This window comes from Mesorhizobium sp. M0062 (genome assembly GCF_040323125.1).
Lineage (GTDB): Bacteria > Pseudomonadota > Alphaproteobacteria > Rhizobiales > Rhizobiaceae > Mesorhizobium.
This window is the reverse complement of sequence record NZ_JAMYUO010000002.1, coordinates 260,784-278,557: the sequence shown is the minus strand read 5'-3', so window position 1 is coordinate 278,557 and position 17,774 is coordinate 260,784. Positions and strand designations below refer to the sequence as shown.

Annotated in this window: 17 protein-coding genes and 1 pseudogene; 5 read left to right on the top strand and 13 right to left on the bottom strand. The window is 62.7% G+C overall.

Features of this window, described 5'->3' with window-relative positions:
* Window positions 1-296 precede the first annotated feature (296 nt).
* Window positions 297-992 carry a response regulator transcription factor CtrA gene (ctrA, locus tag NKJ64_RS03560; RefSeq protein WP_006203583.1) on the top strand — a complete coding sequence of 232 codons (696 nt, stop codon included), beginning with the start codon at window positions 297-299 and terminating at the stop codon, window positions 990-992.
* 85 nt (window positions 993-1,077) lie between these two features.
* Here the strand turns inward: ctrA and NKJ64_RS03555 are convergent, their stop codons facing one another.
* The gene (locus NKJ64_RS03555; RefSeq protein WP_023669946.1) at window positions 1,078-1,446 is read right to left on the bottom strand and encodes a response regulator transcription factor; all 369 of its coding nucleotides are present in this window, start codon (window positions 1,444-1,446) and stop codon (window positions 1,078-1,080) included.
* Window positions 1,447-1,690: 244 nt separating this feature from the next.
* Complete coding sequence (gene chpT / locus NKJ64_RS03550; protein WP_023669947.1) at window positions 1,691-2,320, bottom strand: histidine phosphotransferase ChpT; 630 nt, start codon at window positions 2,318-2,320, stop codon at window positions 1,691-1,693.
* A 391-nt stretch (window positions 2,321-2,711) separates the two neighbouring features.
* On the opposite strand from chpT, the gene NKJ64_RS03545 reads away from it, so the two are divergent.
* Window positions 2,712-3,248 (top strand): DUF1134 domain-containing protein, encoded by a 537-nt coding sequence (locus tag NKJ64_RS03545; protein ID WP_245259859.1) that lies wholly within the window; start codon window positions 2,712-2,714, stop codon window positions 3,246-3,248.
* Between the two features lie 155 nt (window positions 3,249-3,403).
* On the top strand, window positions 3,404-4,564 hold the full coding sequence (locus tag NKJ64_RS03540) for a coiled-coil domain-containing protein (RefSeq protein WP_352461979.1): 1,161 nt from the start codon (window positions 3,404-3,406) through the stop codon (window positions 4,562-4,564).
* 38 nt (window positions 4,565-4,602) lie between these two features.
* Here the strand turns inward: NKJ64_RS03540 and NKJ64_RS03535 are convergent, their stop codons facing one another.
* The 6 genes from NKJ64_RS03535 to NKJ64_RS03510 all read right to left on the bottom strand — a co-directional run bounded on the left by NKJ64_RS03535 (window position 4,603) and on the right by NKJ64_RS03510 (window position 9,344).
* Entirely contained in the window at window positions 4,603-5,397 is a 795-nt protein-coding gene (locus tag NKJ64_RS03535; protein WP_023754969.1) for a TrmH family RNA methyltransferase, read from the bottom strand.
* A gap of 71 nt (window positions 5,398-5,468) precedes the next feature.
* Window positions 5,469-5,807, bottom strand: a complete 339-nt coding sequence (locus NKJ64_RS03530) for an ArsR/SmtB family transcription factor (RefSeq protein ID WP_023669951.1) — start codon at window positions 5,805-5,807, stop codon at window positions 5,469-5,471.
* A 153-nt stretch (window positions 5,808-5,960) separates the two neighbouring features.
* Window positions 5,961-6,731, bottom strand: coding sequence for a HugZ family pyridoxamine 5'-phosphate oxidase (locus NKJ64_RS03525; protein WP_023754968.1), 771 nt, complete (start codon window positions 6,729-6,731; stop codon window positions 5,961-5,963).
* Window positions 6,732-6,766: 35 nt separating this feature from the next.
* A complete protein-coding gene (locus NKJ64_RS03520; RefSeq protein WP_352461977.1) occupies window positions 6,767-7,933 on the bottom strand; it encodes a CaiB/BaiF CoA transferase family protein in 1,167 nt (388 codons plus the stop codon).
* A gap of 6 nt (window positions 7,934-7,939) precedes the next feature.
* On the bottom strand, window positions 7,940-8,701 hold the full coding sequence (locus tag NKJ64_RS03515; protein WP_352461975.1) for a 3-hydroxyacyl-CoA dehydrogenase: 762 nt from the start codon (window positions 8,699-8,701) through the stop codon (window positions 7,940-7,942).
* 106 nt (window positions 8,702-8,807) lie between these two features.
* Window positions 8,808-9,344 (bottom strand): GNAT family N-acetyltransferase, encoded by a 537-nt coding sequence (locus NKJ64_RS03510; protein WP_023686191.1) that lies wholly within the window; start codon window positions 9,342-9,344, stop codon window positions 8,808-8,810.
* 271 nt (window positions 9,345-9,615) lie between these two features.
* On the opposite strand from NKJ64_RS03510, the pseudogene NKJ64_RS03505 reads away from it, so the two are divergent.
* Window positions 9,616-10,592 (top strand): annotated as a pseudogene (locus NKJ64_RS03505) (glutathione S-transferase family protein).
* A 16-nt stretch (window positions 10,593-10,608) separates the two neighbouring features.
* Here NKJ64_RS03505 and NKJ64_RS03500 read toward each other — a convergent pair.
* Window positions 10,609-11,109 (bottom strand): NUDIX domain-containing protein, encoded by a 501-nt coding sequence (locus tag NKJ64_RS03500; RefSeq protein ID WP_352461973.1) that lies wholly within the window; start codon window positions 11,107-11,109, stop codon window positions 10,609-10,611.
* A gap of 71 nt (window positions 11,110-11,180) precedes the next feature.
* Here NKJ64_RS03500 and NKJ64_RS03495 point away from each other — a divergent pair, with 71 nt between their 5' ends.
* A complete protein-coding gene (locus NKJ64_RS03495) occupies window positions 11,181-12,107 on the top strand; it encodes a metallophosphoesterase family protein (RefSeq protein ID WP_023683636.1) in 927 nt (308 codons plus the stop codon).
* Here the strand turns inward: NKJ64_RS03495 and NKJ64_RS03490 are convergent, their stop codons facing one another.
* From NKJ64_RS03490 to leuA, 4 genes are all read right to left on the bottom strand, one after another.
* Window positions 12,108-12,725, bottom strand: a complete 618-nt coding sequence (locus tag NKJ64_RS03490) for a hypothetical protein (protein WP_023695842.1) — start codon at window positions 12,723-12,725, stop codon at window positions 12,108-12,110.
* The gene (locus NKJ64_RS03485; RefSeq protein ID WP_023828142.1) at window positions 12,722-13,606 is read right to left on the bottom strand and encodes an alpha/beta fold hydrolase; all 885 of its coding nucleotides are present in this window, start codon (window positions 13,604-13,606) and stop codon (window positions 12,722-12,724) included. The genes NKJ64_RS03490 and NKJ64_RS03485 overlap by 4 nt, the downstream gene beginning before the upstream one ends.
* A gap of 103 nt (window positions 13,607-13,709) precedes the next feature.
* Entirely contained in the window at window positions 13,710-15,479 is a 1,770-nt protein-coding gene (locus tag NKJ64_RS03480; protein WP_352461971.1) for a tetratricopeptide repeat protein, read from the bottom strand.
* Window positions 15,480-15,672: 193 nt separating this feature from the next.
* A complete protein-coding gene (leuA, locus tag NKJ64_RS03475) occupies window positions 15,673-17,349 on the bottom strand; it encodes a 2-isopropylmalate synthase (RefSeq protein WP_023683640.1) in 1,677 nt (558 codons plus the stop codon).
* Window positions 17,350-17,774: the final 425 nt, after the last annotated feature.

The following is a 17,774-nucleotide window of genomic DNA, read 5'->3' as shown; positions in this document are numbered from 1 at the left end:
TAATCATAAGGGCGAGGACTTAAGGCCGGGTAAAAATTCCGGCTCCCGATACGGAAGCCGGCCAGCGAGTCCCTTGAGTCACTTAGTCCGACTTATTAATGTGTTGCATTAGCGATTTGGTTCTGTGATTCATCATTAGATTCAAGAGGGTGTAGAAAGGGGTTAAAAAATCTGGTACCGTCCTTGGTGCGGAATTAGGTTTTGTTAACCATTCGATGGCAGCCTCTGTTCAGGCAATCACTGCTCCGGTCCCGGATGGGTCGTGACATGGTCCGGCGGCAGAAAAGGGGAATGAAATGCGCGTTCTGCTGATAGAAGACGACAGTGCAACCGCTCAGAGCATCGAGCTGATGCTCAAATCTGAAAGTTTTAATGTTTACACGACCGACCTCGGCGAAGAAGGTGTCGATCTCGGTAAACTTTATGATTACGATATCATTCTTCTCGACCTCAACCTTCCCGATATGTCCGGCTACGAAGTCTTGCGGACACTTCGCCTGTCCAAGGTGAAGACGCCGATCCTGATCCTGTCCGGCATGGCCGGTATAGAGGACAAGGTGCGCGGCCTGGGCTTCGGCGCCGACGACTATATGACCAAGCCGTTCCACAAGGACGAGCTGGTCGCCCGCATTCATGCCATCGTGCGCCGTTCCAAGGGCCATGCCCAGTCGGTCATCACCACCGGCGACCTGGTGGTCAATCTCGACGCCAAGACCGTCGAAGTCGGCGGCCAGCGCGTGCATCTGACCGGCAAGGAATACCAGATGCTGGAGTTGCTCTCGCTGCGCAAGGGCACCACGCTGACCAAGGAAATGTTCCTCAACCACCTTTATGGCGGCATGGACGAACCGGAACTGAAGATCATCGACGTTTTCATTTGCAAGCTGCGCAAGAAGCTCGACGCAGCATCCGGTGGCCAGAACTACATCGAGACGGTCTGGGGTCGCGGCTATGTGCTGCGCGAGCCGGAAGACATCCGCGTCAGCGCCTGAGCGAACATCATCCAATTGAATTTAATGAGAAAACCCGGCTCAGGCCGGGTTTTTTGCTGTCCTTCTTGGCCGAGGACGTGCCGAGTCAGGCGGCAACCTTCAAGGTACGAAAACGTTCGAGCAGTTGCGGCCGGTTGAACGGCTTCAACAGATAACCCTGGGCGCCGGCGCGCTTTGCCTTCATGATCGAGGCAACATCGACCTCGACCAGCGAGATCAGAATCTGCGGTTTGATCGTGCTCTCCATGGCGCGAACCTGGCGAATGACGTCGACCGCTTGCATGTCCGGCAGGGCGCCGTCGACGACAATCACATCAGGCATCTCGGCAGCGCACATCTCGACAGCATCAAGTCCAGTTGCCGCTTCGATCACCACCATGTCGGAGCCGCCAAGAATCCGTTTTGCAACCTTTCTGATGACGCTCGAATCGTCGACAAACATGCAGCGCTTCATTTCCGGGTCCTCTTTGCCATGGTGCGAACCGGCGGCATCCGGGTATCGGGATGCACACTAGGCCAATCTGGTAAAGAAGCAGAAAAGCCGTTAGGTAAAGTTTTTACAAACATGTCGTTTGCAGCCCCATTCGGCAGGGGCGTTGCCGGCAATGAAACTTGCTTGTTCTGAATTTCCGCAAATATCAGCGGGAAAAGATACTTGATTGTTCTTGATGCTCGGACGTCCTGCCGAGCGGCTTCGCTCAGGCCGCGGACAGCACGATCTCTTCGGCGGTAGCGTGAATCGAGATCGTCATGTTGGCCTCACGCGCCAGCAGCAGCGTGTAGTAGGGCTGGACGGTATGGGCGTCGATAGGCTCCTCGGGCTTGTTGCCGGAATGGAGTTCGAGGAATTTCGGCGGCACGCGCAGCATCGGGCCGCTTGCGGCAAGCGCAAAGCGCGGCTCTGTGTCGAGGTTTTCCAGCGTGACCACCAATCTGCCACCGCGCGGGATGGCGGCATTGGCGACAAGCAGCAAATTGAGCAGCAGCTTGACCTTGTTCTTCGGCAGCAGGGCGCGAACCCCGTTCCAGATCAATTCCGGCTTCTCGTTCTTCAGGAAGGCGATGGCGACGGACTCGGCATCGCCGGTGTCGATCATCATGCCCGCCGAACCGGCGGCACCGAAGGCGATGCGGGCGAATTGCAGGCGGGCCGAAGCGTTTCTGGCGCTCTGCCGGATCAGTTTCATGGCGTCTTCGTCGGCGCCGCCCTCGTCCAGGAGTTCAAGGCCGTTGTTGATGGCGCCGACCGGCGAAATGATGTCGTGGCAGACTCGGCTGCACAACAAGGCTGCGAGATCGGGTGCGGAGAGAGAGAAAAGCTCAGCCATCGGCGAAAAATCCCTGCTAAAATTCACATCCTGGTGGCCGCGCGGCCGACAGCCACGCTCACCACCCGAATCACGCTCTTTCCCCCAGGCATTCTGAATACACAGCGCCCGAGCGTGCAGCAACAATCCACAATTCTCGTGAGAAAAAACGGCATCTTTGCACAGGATGGGAGCCCGCGCAGACAGTCAGAAACAGCCTTCGAACCGCCATGTTCATGTGGGAGGTTAATGGTTGAAAAAGGATTACGGCATAGTTTGCCCGTAACAGTCATCCTTAACGGCCGCCTAAAGAGCCGGACGGGGTGCGAGGCGTCGGCGAAAGTGCTCCCTGACGGAGATTGGAAGCATGGTTTCCCGATTCTACGACCGGACGTTTGTCCGCGTCTTCTTCATGGCGATTGCGCTCATGGGCGCTCTCGCTTTCTCAACCTCTGCGTCGCGGGCACAGGAATACACCGCTCAGGAGATCGTCGATTCCGGTCACAAGTTCTTCGGCGCGACGTCGGGCGGTCTCGCCACCGTCGTCGAGAAGATTTTTGCCTCCTACGGCCTGCCCAATGGCTATCTGCTCGGCGAAGAGGGCTCCGGCGCGCTGATCGGCGGCCTGACCTATGGCGAAGGTACGCTCTACACCAAGAATGCCGGCGACCATAAGGTGTTCTGGCAAGGGCCTTCGCTCGGCTGGGATTTCGGCGGCGAGGGATCGCGGGTGATGATGCTCGTCTATAACCTCGACGACGTCAGCAATCTCTACAATCGGTTCGGCGGCGTTGCCGGTTCGGCCTATGTCGTGGCCGGCGTCGGCTTCAACGTGCTGCAGAACAACAGGGTGCTGCTGGTGCCGATCCGCACCGGCGTCGGCGCGCGGCTTGGCGTCAATCTCGGCTATCTGAAGCTGACGCAGAGGCCGACCTGGAATCCCTTCTGAGCGATTCCGACCACACTTCGACCCGATCAACAGATTCTGACCCGCTGCAGCTGCGGCAAACCCTTGCCGCAGCGCTGGATTTGCGTCATGCGAACATGGCAAAGTCCAGACTTGGCGGTTGCCGGATAGCGGCCCGCCCGTAACGGGTAGTCACCTTGGTTCAGTCGATCCTGTTCTTCGCCCTCGGCTTTCTGTGTGCAGGTTTTCTGGCACTGCTGGTCGCGCCGGCCATCTGGCGGAGGGCGGTCGCGCTGACACGCAAGCGTGTCGAGGCGTCGGTGCCGCGAACGCTGGCCGAGATCCAGGCCGACAAGGACAGCTTGCGGGCCGAGTTCGCCATGACGACGCGCCGGCTCGAAATCAGCATCAAGACGCTGCGTGAGCAGGCGAATGAGCAACTCGTCGAAATCAATCGGGGCCACGAGGCGCTGAAAGGCCTGGCGGTCGAGCGCAAGGACAAGAAGCAGGCGCTTTCGGAGCTCGGGGAAAAAAACGAATTGCTGCTGCATCGCGAGCAGCAGATACAACAGCTGTCGGACAGGCTTGCACAAACAGAGCGCATGATGGAAAAGCGCGCGCTCGAGCTGGAAAAGCTCGAGCATATGTACGACGACGCGTCCTTCTCCTCCAGCAATCGTCAGATCGAACTGGTGGCTCGCGAATCCGAGCTGGAAAAACTTGCCAACGACATTTCAGTGCTGCGCGGCCAGCGCAAGGAGGCCGACAGGCGCCATCAGGAAGTCGTCGCCGAGGCCAAGGCCACGCGCGATGCCTTGAAGGCCGAAAAGAAAAGAACCGCCGACCTCGACAGAAAGCTCGAGCGTCTGCTCGCCACGCTTGCCGATCGCGAGGACAAGCTCGATCGCCGCGAAAAGGAACTGGCCCGGCTTCGCGAACGGGTGAAGGGCGAGGCTGCGGGAGGCGCCGCGGCTGCTGGCCTGGTTGGTGCGCAAGACAGTGCCCGCGCCAGAAACGAGGACATCGACAAGACGCTCGCCAAGCTCGAAGGCGACCGAGAGCGGCTCGAAGCCAGGCTGACGACGCTGGCCCGCGAAAACAAGCGGATGAAGGCGGAGCTTGGCGGTTCTGGATCCGCGAAGCCCGGGAATGGCCCCGGCAATGGCAATGATGCCGGTTCTGCCTTGCGCGAACAGATGAACAATCTGGCGGCTGAGGTCGTCCATTTGACGGCCAAGCTCGAAGGACCGGATTCACCGATCGCCAAGGCGCTGGCGGCGCCGCAGCAAACGCGGTCAGGAACCACCAGCCTCGCCGATCGCGTCCGGGCGTTGCAGAAGGCAGATTTGCCGAGCTGAGTTTCGAGCCCCCGCTTGGAATTGCCTGACTACGCCTATCAGGGCGAAAAATGATGCAGCGCGATGGCTGAGGCGGCCGCAACATTCAGGCTGTCGAACCCTCCCGACATCGCGATCCGCACCGTCCGCAGGCGAGTGAGCAGCCTCTCCGGGAGGCCCTCGCCTTCGGTGCCGAGATAGAGCGCCAGTCGTTTCGGTCGCGCAGCATCGCGAATGTCAGCCTCACCACGCGGCGACAAAGCGACCTGGCCGAAGTCCAACTCGCCGAGCTTCGCGATGAAAGCTTCAGTGTCGCCGAAGGACGCAAAGGGCACCTTCAACGCGGCGCCGACGGAGACGCGGATCGCCTTGCGATACAGTGGGTCGCAACAGGTGGCGTCGACGAAGACGGCATCGGCGCCGAAGGCGGCGGCATTGCGGAAGATCGATCCGATATTGTCATGGTTGGCGATGCCGATGAGAACGACGATCAACGCTTCGGCAGGCAAGGTGTCGAGCAAGGCCTCGGCGGGCTGTGGCGTGCCCTTGCTGCCGATCGCCAATATACCGCGATGCATGTGGAAGCCGGCGATCCTATCCATGACGGCGCTTGCCGCAACGTAGACCGGCAGGTCGGCAGGGGCCTTGCGCAGGATGTCATCGAGCCCGACCAGCCGGTTTTCGAGGACCAGGACCGACTCCGCAGCAAAGCGTCCGGCTGACAGCAGGACGTCCAGCACCACCTTGCCTTCGGCGACGAACCGGCCATGGCGGCCGGTGAGATCGCGCTCGCGGATGTCGAGATAGGCGGCGACCCGCGGATCGCGCGCGTCGTCGATCTGGATCGGATCCATCAATACCTCGGCCGGCGAAAAATCGTCAGCGAGGTAAGGAGCGATCGGAGCCGCCAGTCAAGCCCTGCAGGTCAAGTCCCGGCGCGGCGCAGACGCGTTGCCATCTGGGACAAGTCGCCTATCCCGAAAATGCCGTCCAGCATGCGCAACAGTTCGCGCACCGCTTCGGACTTGCAGGAATAGTAGATCATCTGCCGGTCGCGGCGGGTCTCGACAAGATCGAGCGCCCTGAGCTTGGCCAGATGTTGCGACAAAGCGGACTGGCTGAGCATCACCTTTTCGGCGATCGCGCCGACCGACATTTCACCGTCGGCCAGATAGCTCATGATCAAGAGCCGCTTTTCGTTGCCCATAAGGGTCAGAAATGTCGCCGCCGATTCGGCATTGGCGATTAGTTTGGTCGAGACCATCGATGCCCCATGTTTTCCTGCTCATCCAAACGCTATGGGGGCAAATAGCGTTGGCTGCTATAATTCAGCTATGGATCACGCTGCTGATTCAGCGTCGCCTGAATCGTAGATCATTTCGCCCAAATCTCAAGACGTGCTTTTGATTCATGACGATTATCCTTGCGTAGCTGGCGCACGACCGGCTTTGGCCATGTCGACCAGAACCGGCCGCAGGTCGCGCGCGGTCTTCAACGGCTGCGGAAAATAGACCCTGCAAACGGTGTCGCCCGATGCCAGGTCCATGCCATCGGCATCGAAGCCGGTCATGGTCCAACCATCACCTTCAACCTTGGCGAAATGATGGGCATAGACGGCGATGGCGTCGAGATGGTCGGCATTCATGTGGTCGAGAGCGGATTGTTCGCTGGCGGCCAGCTCGTCGACGATCGGCCCCTCGGTGATGAGATCGCCACGGTCGAGCAGGTAGGCCTTGCCGAAGCCGCCATTCAGGCTGGCGCGCTCCGGCTCGAGGCGAAAGATCGAGAAATCGCCGAGCTCGGCATAGAGCTTTGCCTTGGGATTGCGGTTGAGATAGCGCCGCTCGGCGCGGGCATGCGCGCTCGACCCGCGTTCCAGCGGCTGCGCCCGGCAGACCAGCGTTATCCTGGGATGCGCCAGCGGATCGCCCTTGCCGGGTTCGCCGACAAGCAGCGAGCAGCGCGGCTCGGCAAGGATGGCGCCGGTATGGGCTGACAGCGCCGAGACAAGGATCAGAGGCGTGCCATCGATGTCGGTGGCGACTCCGACCCTGGAGGCCAGCGGTGCGCCGGTCGACGGCTCGATCACCGCGAGGGCGCCGAAACGGGCGCTGCGAATCAGCGTTGCGGCCAGCCTGATCGCCTCGGCGTCCGTCGCGCGAATGACGTCCTTCTTCGGCTGGTCCAAAATGCTCACCAGGTAAGTTGATTTTCTAAATCCAGTTACTGGCCAATCATGCCGGCTTTGACAAGCGCTTTGATCTCGGCTGTCGAAAAGCCGAAGCGCGCCAGCACAGTCTGGGGCAGCTGATCGTCATCTTCAGACATGCCGGCAAGCGCCGGCTGCGAGGCCGAGAAGCGTGGCGCGGGCGCGGGGCGCTCGAGCGCACCGGCCTTCACAAATGCGTGACGCGCCCGGTTGTGCGGATGATCCCTGGCTTCGGCCAGCGACAGAACCGGCGCCACGCAGGCATCGCTTGCGGCAAACAGCGCGTCCCAGTCGTCGCGTGTCTTCTGCCGGAACCGGTCGGCAATGGCCGCGCGCATGTCCGGCCACAACGCCTTGTCGTATTGGCCGCGGACAAAATCCTCGCCGAGCGGCAGCAGCCTTGCGAATGCGGCGAAGAAGCGCGGCTCAAGGCAACCGACCGCAACGTGGCGTGCATCCGCCGTCTCATAGGTGTCGTAGAAGGGCGCACCGGAATCGAGCAGGTTGGCGCCGCGCCGGTCGCTCCACAGACCTGCCGACATGAAGGCGTGTATGGGGGCCGCCAGCATCGAAGCGCCCTCGACCATCGCTGCGTCGATCACCTGGCCTTTGCCGGAGCGCGAGCGCTCGAACAGCGCTGCAAGCACCCCGGCGATCAGCATCATGGCGCCGCCGCCATTGTCGGCGATCAGATTCAGCGGCGGCACCGGCCGGCCTTCCTCCCGGCCGATGGCATGCAACACACCGGAATAGGCGAGGTAGGTGATGTCGTGGCCGGCGCGACCTGCGAGCGGCCCGTCCTGGCCGAAGCCGGTCATGCGGCCGTAAATCAGCGCCGGATTGCGCGCCAATGCAGCATCCGGGCCGAGACCAAGCCGCTCCATCACACCGGGGCGAAAGCCTTCGACAAACAGATCGGCCTTTTCGGCAAGGCGCAGCAGCAGTTCCGTGCCTTTTGCCTGCTTGAGGTCGACGCGCAGGATGGAGCGGCCGTGACGGTCGAGATTGTGCGCATCGGAGAGCGGCAGCAGGGGTTGGTCCGAACCGGTGCGCTCGATGCGCAGCACCTCGGCGCCCATCTCCGACAGCATCAGCCCGGCCAGCGGCACCGGGCCGAGCCCAGCCATCTCGATGACTTTCAGGCCGGCCAGCGGACCGGTCTTCACTGCGCCGGCCGCCATGGCCGTCTATTTCGGCGCCATGCGGATTGCCCCATCGAGGCGGATGGTTTCGCCGTTCAGCATCTGGTTTTCGACGATATGCAGGGCGAGCGCGGCATATTCGGATGGCTCGCCGAGGCGGGACGGGAAGGGCACGGCCGCGCCGAGCGAATCCTGCACCTCCTGCGGCATGCCGGCCATCATCGGCGTCTTGAAGATGCCGGGCGCGATGGTGCAGACGCGAATGCCGGAGCGCGCCAGGTCGCGGGCAACCGGCAGCGTCATGCCGACGACGCCGCCCTTGGATGCGGCATAGGCGGCCTGGCCGATCTGGCCATCATAAGCGGCCACCGACGCGGTGTTGACGATGACGCCGCGCTCGCCGCCCTGCAGCGGTTCGAGTTTGGCGGCACGGTCGGCAACGAGGCGGATCATGTTGAAGGTGCCGATCAAATTGATCTCGATCACCTTGCGGTACTGGTCGAGCGGATGTGGACCATCCTTGCCGATCGTCTTCACGCCGATGGCAATGCCCGCGCAATTGACCAGGATGCGCGCTGGCCCAAGTCTCTTTTCCACCTCGGCGACCGCGGCCGCACCGCTGTCGGCGCTGCTCACATCGCACTGGATGGCGGCGCCGCCAATGTCGCCCGCTACCTTCGATGCCCGGTCGATGCCGATATCGAAGATGGCGACGCGCGCGCCCTTGTCGGCCAGCGCGCGGGCGGTTGCCTCGCCGAGGCCGGAGCCGCCGCCGGTTATGATCGCAATCTGGCCGTTCGGGTTCATGCTGCATGCTCCGTGCTGTTCCGGGTCATGCTACGGAGGTCGCCGCCATGGTGCAACCTGACCAATGGGGATCCATCGCGACCGGCGCCGCGACCGATCCTGGAGCTCAGGCCATCACTGGTGCCTGCTCCGCGATCCTGGCAAGGCTGGCATGGCCGACCTCGCCGGAGAGCCGCGCCACGGCACCGGGCACGATCTCGTGGGACAGCAGCCGGTCGAGGTCGACCGGGCGCGGCATGGAGATCTGGCCGCGGGGGATCTTTCTGAAGCCGAGCGGGCCGTAATAAGGCTCGTCGCCGACAAGGATCACCGCCGGCGCGCCGGCCTTGGCGGCCGCCTCCAGCGCGATCGCCACGAGCCGGCGGCCGATACCGAGATTCTTGAAGGCGGGCCGCACGGCGAGCGGCCCGAGCATCAGCGCGCGTCCGGCGCCGGCGGCGATGCGGGTCATGCGCACCGAAGCAACGACGATGTCGCCATCCATGGCGACAAAGGATAGCGAGCGCTCGTGGCCGCCGGTCTCGCGAATCTTGTAGGCGGCCAGCACGAAACGGCCGGGGCCAAAGGCTTCGTCGTTGATGGCTTCGATTTCGGGATCATGCGCCGGAGTTTCCGGCAGGTATTTCACGTCGGCAAGGCTCATGGTCTTCGCGGTCCGATAAAGAGGAAAGGTTGCTGCAAGCGGCAGCGTTCGCCAGTCAGCGCTTTCTAAGCGCGGGCGCCCTTTCGTCGTCGGTCAAACCGGATCAAGCCAAGATCGAACATGCGGAGTGTCCGCTAGCATCAATTTCCGGCGGCTGCAATCGGCTGTTTTCATCCGGCGTTTCATACGAGTGACGCTCTGTTCAGCAGATGACGGCTTCGACATTGCCGCCTTGCGACTACATTGGCCAAGGCACGCAAGGAGATTTCGTATGGGATTGCTGGTCGAAGGCAAATGGCAGGACCGTCCGGCCAATGTCGATAGCAGCGGCAGGTTCATCCGCGCCGAGACGCAGTGGCGTGACTGGATCACGCGCGACGGCGCGCCGGCGCAAGGTCGTACGCGCGGCTTCAAGGCCGAGCCCGGACGCTACCATCTTTATGTCTCGCTCGCCTGTCCGTGGGCGCACCGCACGCTGATCTTTCGCGCGCTGAAGAAGCTAGAAGACATCATCCCGGTTTCAGTCGTGCATCATTTCCTCGGTGCTGAGGGCTGGACGTTTTTGGCCGAGGATGGCGCCACCGGCGACACGCTCTACGGCCTCGACTTCCTGCACCAAATCTACACCAAGGCCGATCCAGCCTATTCGGGCCGGGTTTCGGTGCCGGTGCTGTGGGACAAGAAGGAAGAGACCATCGTCTCCAACGAATCCGCCGAAATCATCCGCATGCTCAATTCGGCCTTCGACGAGTGGGGCGATGCCGCTCTCGATTCCTATCCGCCAGGCCTGCGCGGCGAGATCGACAAGGTCAATGCGCTGGTCTTTCCCGCCGTAAACAACGGCGTCTACCGCGCCGGCTTTGCCACCACGCAAGCGGCCTATGAAGAGGCGTTCGGCGAGCTGTTCGCGGCGCTCGACACGCTGGAGGGCCGACTGTCAAAACAGCGCTATCTCACTGGCGAGCGTGTCACCGAGGCCGATTGGCGGCTGTTCACCACGCTGGTGCGTTTCGACCCGGTCTATTTCGGCCATTTCTGCGCCGTATAGCCGACTATCCGAACCTTTCGAACTATCTGCGTGACCTCTACCAGGTGCCTGGTATCGCCGGCACGGTGAACCTGCACCACATCAAAATGCACTATTACGGCAGCCACGAGAGCATCAACCCGACGCGCATCGTGCCGGTCGGGCCTGGGCTCGACTATGGCGCGCCGCACGACCGGGCGCGGTTCAGGCAGGCGGCGTGAGCATCGGATTGACAGCCTACCAGTACGGCGATACCGGCTGGCCTTCAAAAACCTCGGCAAGCCGCCGCAGCGTCGCCGGCGTCGTGCCATGCGGCAAGTGGTCGAGCGGAAAGAAGCCTGCTTCGGCGATCTCGTGGTCCGGCAGTTTCGGCGCGGTCTGGTTGAAGGTTTCGATGAGATAGAGGCCGACATGGTCGCGGCGGCTGGAGCGGCGGTTGAAATGCATCGACTTCAGCACCGGCGGGGCGGTGAGCGCGATATTGCCTTCCTCGGCCAGTTCCCGCGCCAGCGCTTCGCCAAGCGTTTCGCCGACCTCGACGCCGCCGCCCGGCAATTGCCAGCCGGGAACGTAGGTGTGGCGGATGAGGAAGACAGTGTTCGAGGCGCGATCGTGGATCAGGCCGCGCACGCCCAGCGTCATCGGCCGCCGCAGCAGGAAATAGAGATGGAACAGCCTTGCCCTGAGGCCTGCCCAGCCGGTCTGGCGAAACGCCTGCTCCGGGTCCGATATAGCCATGACTAGCGAAACCGTGGATGGGCAGGAAACAGTGAGTGGAAAGCGGGGAGCGCGTCGCCTATGAAGGAAGGATGTTCAGGCTCGCGCATATTTCCGATGTCCATCTGGGGCCGCTTCCCGGTGTAACCTATCGCGAACTCGCGTCCAAGCGCGTCGTCGGCTACGTCAACTGGCAGCGCAACCGCCGCCGCCATATGCACGATGCCGTCATCGACACCATCGTCGCCGACATGAAGGCGAGCACACCCGACCACCTCACCGTTACCGGCGATCTGGTCAATCTGGCGCTCGACGGCGAGATCGAGATGGCCAAGCACTGGCTTGAGACGCTGGGTTCGCCGGAGGATGTCTCGGTGGTGCCGGGCAACCACGACGCCTATGTGCCGGGCGCCTTCGACAAGGTCTGCCGCTCCTGGGCGGCGTGGATGAGCGGCGACGGCGTGACTGCGCCGATCGACCGCAACGCTTTTCCCTATCTGCGCGTACGCGGCAATGTCGCGCTGATCGGCGTTTCGACGGCGCGCGCCACGGCGCCGTTCATGGCCAACGGCTTCTTCCTCGAAGGTCAGGCGCAAAGGCTGGCGACAGTGCTCGACGCAACGAACAAACGCGGCCTGTTGCGGGTGATCATGATCCATCATCCGCCGGTGCGCGGCGCCGTCGCCCAGCAAAAGCGCCTGTTCGGCATCTCCCGCTTCCACAAGACCGTTCATAGGCATGGCGCCGAACTCGTGCTGCACGGCCATTCGCATCTGCCGTCGCTGTTCTTCATCGGCGGGCGCGGCGCCAGGATTCCGGTCGTCGGCGTCGCCGCCGCCGGGCAGTCGCCAGGCAGCAAGAACCCGGCGGCACAGTACAATCTGCTCGATATTGACGGGGAGAAGGGCAATTGGCTGATTCGCCTGACGCGGCGCGGCCTGACCGGGCCGGCCTTGCCGCCATCGGACCTGCAGGTCATTGAACTCGGCGCGCAGACACCGAGGCCTCCAGATCGTTGATCAGAAGCTGATCTTCATCGCCATCAGGCGATCCCAAAACAGGGCGGCCGCCACCGCCAGGCCAACAAGCGCGCCGGCGGCGACCAAGCCGAGACCGGAAAGGAACGTCGACCAGCCCTTGCGGGGCACGGCTGCTTGCAAGGGCGGCTCAGCTTCCGGCACGGCGGCGCGTTTCAGGTCGGCGACGGCCGGCTCGACACCGCCCTCCATCATGCGCTGGCGCTCGACGATGCGCTCCGCCACATAGCGCGTGACCTGATCGGCGACCGGTTTCATATCGGTCGATTCGGCGAGCACGACGCGGCCGATGCGGGTATCCCTGAGAAAGCGGTAGGTGCGGCGGTCGCGCCCCATGGCGACATGGCTGACGGCGTCGATCCACAGGCGGGGCTGCAGGCCGGAGGAGATGACGAAGTCGAAATTGTCCATGTCGGCGGGCACGTCGGCAAAGACCGGGGCGAGCTCGGCGGCGAGCAGATCAAGCCGCATCCGGTGCGCCTCGCGCATGTCGACCACGACATCGTCGCGATCGGCGAAGGCATTTTTCACATCGCGAACGGCGTCGGACAGTTTGCGGGAGGTGTCGATGGGGGTGATGTTTTCGCCAGTGTCCTTCATCGGCGTCGCCTCGCTGATATGGTTAATTGCGAGTTAACACAGGCGGCGGCAAAATGCACTGGCGAGGTGCGGGGCGCAAGGCTCGCCGCGGCCTCGAATGTCGGACGCAGGCGCCTGCCGCGGCGTGCCATGTTTCGGCGCACGGCCTGGGCGACCACATCAGGCACTTCCTCGACCAGCATATGGCCGGCATCGAGCACGTGATGAATATGAAAATGCGCCGGCAGACAATCAGCCTGGGTAAAGGGCAGCACCGGATCGTCCGTTCCCCAAACCACCATCACCGGCATGTCGAGCGTGTCCAGCTGTTCGCGGGGTATGACCCCCTGCCGCTCGTTCCTGGTCATGACGGCCGATATCTCAATCAGCTTGCGCAACTGGCCGGGGCGACGGCGTACGTCCGCCAGGACGCCAACGATGCGTTCGGGCGGCGGGCTTCGCGGTCCCGACATGGCGGCAAGGCAGGCGCGGATTTCCCGTCTGTCGGCGGCCGCGGCGTAGCGGCGCAACAGCGGTCCGTTGATCTCGGGGCCAACACCGCCCGGCGCCAGAAGCGTCAGCGAGCCTATCCTTTCAGGCTCGGCAAGCGCCATCAGGGAGGCGACCGCGCCGCCCATCGAATGACCGGCGACATGCACCCTTGCTATCCCGCGTGCGGCGATATCGGCGAGAACCGCTCGCGCCGCTGTTCTGGCCGGGCCGCTGCCAGGAAATACGAGAGACAGTCCGTGTCCCGGAAGATCGTAGGCCAAGGTCCTGACATCGGGCCCTAGCGACGCGGTCACCTCGCGCCAGATATCATGGCAACCACCGAAGCCATGCAGCAGGACGACCGTCTTCGGCCCGGCGCCCCGCTCGGCAACATAGAGGGATGAGACCATGAAAATGTGCGATTATTGCAAGACTGGAGAGGAAATTCGAATCGAGGCTGGATTGCTCCCAGTCCAGACCGATGGCCAGTAAAGTTTTCGCGATCCGGAAAGACTAGCTGGCGTTGCCGAGGCCCGCGGCGCGCAGCGCCTCAACCAGCCGGTCGGTCAGATCGGCGGGATATTTGCGCTCGGCGAAGGCCGCGCGCGGATCGGCGGCGAATTTCGGGAATTTGGTGGTCAGCTCATCCAGAAGCTTGGCTGCCAGCTGTTCGCGGCCGGCAGCCTTGGCGCCGATCAGCCGCGCCGCCAGATAATGCGATTTCATCGCCGTCGTGCGCAGCGACTCGCTGGCTATCGCGGCCTTGTTCATGTCGCCCAGCATGAACTGTCCGGCGAAAAGCCCAAAATCCCACCATGTCGGATGCCCGCTGAACGTCTCGACGGCATGGGTCAGGACCGGTGTTCCCTCGGCATATTTGCCGGCAAAGATCAGGCCATAGCCGTAAGCGGCAGCCATGCCGAGGTCGTAGGGGTTGAGCTCATAGGCCTTGCGCATCCAGCGGATCGATTCCTCGGTGTTGCCGAGGCGCGAGTTGAGGTAGCCATAGGCGCGGTGCGCATAAGGGCTGGTCGGTCCCATCTGGATGGCGCGATGGGCGAAAGACATTGCCTGATCGACCGTCGCGCCAGGCGGATAGGCGTAATGATCGGTGGCGGCCTCAAGGGTCAGGGAGGCCAGTTCCGAATAGACCAAGGACGATTTCGCACCCTGGCCGGCGAGCTTGTCCAGGCAGCGATAGGCAGCCTCGTGCGTCCTGGTGCTCTGGTCGAGATAGTATCTGTCGTTGAGGATCAGGCAGCTCGTCAGCCCGGTCTGAATGCCGTTCTGTTCGATGTAGCTGTAGAGCGGGCCGGAGGCGGGAATGGTCGAGCTGAGGATGGCGGCGATACGATCCTCGACGGTGCCAGGTGCGCTGTCGGCGACCGTCAGACTGCGGGACAAAAGCACGCGGCCGGTCGCCACGCTCTGCAGTTCGAGCGTCACGTCACCTGCCATTGGTCCCGGCAGGACATCGAAAACGAAGCTGGTCGGGTCGGTGCTCGGATCGCGCTTGCTGTCGGCGTCGCGGCCGATGAAGTCGATCGTGTCGAAACCGGCAAGGCCGGCGCGCAGCGAAGCGGCGACGCGGCCGGCCTCGGGTCCGGTGGCCTTCACCGCGATGAAGACGAGGGGCAGGGCCTCCATCGACGGCGATGCGATGCTGCTCGTTACGCCCGCGGTCTCGACCACCGCGGTAGGATCGCTGCTGGCAAGCAATGCGCCGCTGCCCTGGCGCAGGATGAGCACGCCCAGCATGAGAATGACCAGCGTCATGGCGACCCAGAAGAACTGGAGATGGCGCGCCAGCGAAGGCCCAGGTTCTGTAACCCCCGAAGCTGTCGCGGCAGCGGGAACGGCGTCAAGAGCCGCCTGGTCGGGCGATCCGGGCAAGGCGGCTACCGCCGCCGCAAGCGGCTCCTGCCCAACCGGCAGGCGTATGGCGTTGAGCTCATAGGACGGCACGTAGCCGCCGCGCGGAATGGCAATGCGAACCGGTTCGGCTATGCCTTCATTGGCGAAATAATGCTGGAGAAGTTCGCGCAGCCGGCCTGCCTGCACCCGGACAACGGCGTCGGTCGACGAATCGAAATCGCCGTCCTTGCCGAAGACGTCCATGGCGATGGAGAAACCCTTGAGCCTGTCGGCTTCGCCGGCCTGCTCGCGCTCAACAAGATAACGCAGCAACTTGCGCGCGCGCTCGGAACGGCCGAACGTTTCGCTGGCGAGCAGTCGCTCCAGTGTCTCGCGCACTGCGGGGGCGGCAGGCGTGGCATGCTGCAAGTGTCGATCCTCTCGAACTCGGCACAGGTTGAGGCGCAATCATATAGAGCCTGCACTTCCATACAAGCATGCTTATGTTATGCGATCGCGTAACACACCGGATAGTTACTGGTGGAGACACGAAAAAACCGGAATTTCTCCCGGCAAATGAGGGATTTCCGGGCGCCGCGGACATTCGGCGCCCAGGAAAATATCAGCCGGCCTTGCGGCCGATTATTCGGTTGGCGGCCGAAACAACGGCTTCCAGCGAGGCGGCAACGATGTTGGTGTTGATGCCGGCGCCGAACAGCTTGCCGCCGGGATATTCCATCTCGACATAGGAAATCGCCGAGGCGTTCGAGCCGCGCTGGAGCGAATGTTCGGAATAATCCAGGACCGACATGTCGACGCCAACATGACGCGACAGCGCATCGACGAAGCCGTCGATCGGGCCGGTGCCGGAGCCGGCGATTGTCGTCTCCTTGCCGTTGTCGAGGATCACCGCCTCGACCACGCGCCGGCCCTTTTTCTCGGTATCGGGATAGGTGTGATGGTCGAGGAACTTCAGTCGTGCGCCGGGCTGGTCGACATAGGTTTCGATAAAGCGGTCATGGATGCGTTTTGCCGGCACTTCCTTGCCTTCGGCGTCGGTGATCGCCTGGATCTCCTGGCTGAACTCGATCTGCAGGTTGCGCGGCAGATTGAGGCCGTAATCGGCCTGCAGTACATAGGCGATGCCGCCTTTGCCCGACTGCGAGTTGATGCGGATGATCGCCTCGTAGCTGCGTCCGACATCGGCCGGATCGATCGGCAGATAGGGCACTTCCCAGACCGGCGTGTTGGCCTTCTTCAAGGCCTTCATGCCCTTGTTGATGGCGTCCTGGTGCGAGCCGGAAAAGGCGGTGTAGACGAGTTCGCCGACATAGGGATGGCGCTCGGAGATCTTCAGCTGGTTGGAATATTCGTAGACGTCCTTCATCCGGTTGATGTCGGAGCAATCCAGATGGGGATCGACGCCTTGCGTGTACATGTTGAGCGCCAGCGTCACGATGTCGACATTTCCGGTGCGCTCGCCATTGCCGAACAGCGTGCCTTCGACGCGGTCCGCACCCGCCATCAGGCCGAGCTCGGTGGTGGCGATGCCGGTGCCGCGATCGTTGTGGGGGTGCAGCGAGATCAGCAGGTTCTCGCGGTCGTCCAGGTTGCGGCACATCCATTCGATCCGGTCGGCATAGATGTTGGGCGTCGACATCTCGACCGTCGACGGCAGGTTGATGATCAGTCTGTTGTCGGCTGTCGGCTTCACGATCTCGGTGACGGCGTTGCATATCTCCAGCGCGACTTCGAGCTCGGTGCCGGTAAAGCTTTCGGGCGAATATTCGAAGCGATAACCGCCGCCGGCCTTGGCCGCCATGTCGGTGATCATCTTGGCCGCGTCGGTGGCGATGCGCTTGATACCGCCGACATCCTTCTCGAAGACGACGCGACGCTGCAACTCGCTGGTCGAATTGTAGAAATGCACGATCGGGTTGGTGGCGCCCTTCAGAGATTCGAAGGTGCGGGTGATGAGTTCGGGACGGCACTGCACCAGCACCTGTAGCGAAACATCAGCCGGCACATTGCCTTCCTCGATGCACCAGCGGGCGAAATCGAAATCGGTCTGCGAGGCCGAGGGGAAACCTATCTCAATCTCCTTGAAACCCATGTCGAGCAGCAGGGCGAACATGCGCGCCTTGCGCTCATGACCCATCGGATCGATCAGCGCCTGGTTGCCGTCGCGCAAATCGACCGAGCACCAGACCGGTGCCTTGTCGATGACCTTGTTGGGCCAGGTGCGGTCGGTGAGACCGACCGTCGGGTAGGGCTGGTATTTTCGGGCCGCGCCCGGCATGTGGCCGGCCGCGCGTTTTACGCTTTCGGCTTCGCCGGCGCGGATGTCTTCTCGTGCGTTCATCGTCTTGTTCTCCCGGCGGCTCGCGGATCGGTCTTCGGACGGATTCCAGGGCGAGCAGCGCCTTATCAGATTTTCGTTCGCTTGATGTGAATTGCCAATTTCTGAACTGGCCAAGGAGCGTGCGCTAAGCGGCGGTTCGACCGCCGGGCGCTCCTTCAGCGAACCCGGCGATCGCCGATAAGGCCGAGAAGAAGCAGGGTCGATGCCAGCGCGCGCACGGTCTCGCCGGCAAAGCCGGTCGGACGGGAAGCGACGGAGGAGACGCGCGTGTTCATGGCGGGTTTCATACAGGAGCCGCCATGGACAGGCAAGTGGGCTGCCATTCCACCACTCGCGAGCACTCTTCCCCATGCGCGGCAAAT

What these genes read in the sequence shown, in the direction of transcription:
- ctrA (WP_006203583.1), top strand. Translation starts at nt 297, where the DNA reads ATGCGCGTTCTGCTGATAGAAGACGACAGTGCAACCGCTCAGAGCATC.
- NKJ64_RS03555 (WP_023669946.1), bottom strand. Translation starts at nt 1,446, where the DNA reads ATGAAGCGCTGCATGTTTGTCGACGATTCGAGCGTCATCAGAAAGGTT.
- chpT (WP_023669947.1), bottom strand. Translation starts at nt 2,320, where the DNA reads ATGGCTGAGCTTTTCTCTCTCTCCGCACCCGATCTCGCAGCCTTGTTG.
- NKJ64_RS03545 (WP_245259859.1), top strand. Translation starts at nt 2,712, where the DNA reads ATGGCGATTGCGCTCATGGGCGCTCTCGCTTTCTCAACCTCTGCGTCG.
- NKJ64_RS03535 (WP_023754969.1), bottom strand. Translation starts at nt 5,397, where the DNA reads ATGGATCCGATCCAGATCGACGACGCGCGCGATCCGCGGGTCGCCGCC.
- NKJ64_RS03530 (WP_023669951.1), bottom strand. Translation starts at nt 5,807, where the DNA reads ATGGTCTCGACCAAACTAATCGCCAATGCCGAATCGGCGGCGACATTT.
- NKJ64_RS03520 (WP_352461977.1), bottom strand. Translation starts at nt 7,933, where the DNA reads ATGGCGGCCGGCGCAGTGAAGACCGGTCCGCTGGCCGGCCTGAAAGTC.
- NKJ64_RS03515 (WP_352461975.1), bottom strand. Translation starts at nt 8,701, where the DNA reads ATGAACCCGAACGGCCAGATTGCGATCATAACCGGCGGCGGCTCCGGC.
- NKJ64_RS03510 (WP_023686191.1), bottom strand. Translation starts at nt 9,344, where the DNA reads ATGAGCCTTGCCGACGTGAAATACCTGCCGGAAACTCCGGCGCATGAT.
- NKJ64_RS03500 (WP_352461973.1), bottom strand. Translation starts at nt 11,109, where the DNA reads ATGGCTATATCGGACCCGGAGCAGGCGTTTCGCCAGACCGGCTGGGCA.
- NKJ64_RS03495 (WP_023683636.1), top strand. Translation starts at nt 11,181, where the DNA reads ATGTTCAGGCTCGCGCATATTTCCGATGTCCATCTGGGGCCGCTTCCC.
- NKJ64_RS03490 (WP_023695842.1), bottom strand. Translation starts at nt 12,725, where the DNA reads ATGAAGGACACTGGCGAAAACATCACCCCCATCGACACCTCCCGCAAA.
- NKJ64_RS03485 (WP_023828142.1), bottom strand. Translation starts at nt 13,606, where the DNA reads ATGGTCTCATCCCTCTATGTTGCCGAGCGGGGCGCCGGGCCGAAGACG.
- leuA (WP_023683640.1), bottom strand. Translation starts at nt 17,349, where the DNA reads ATGCCGGGCGCGGCCCGAAAATACCAGCCCTACCCGACGGTCGGTCTC.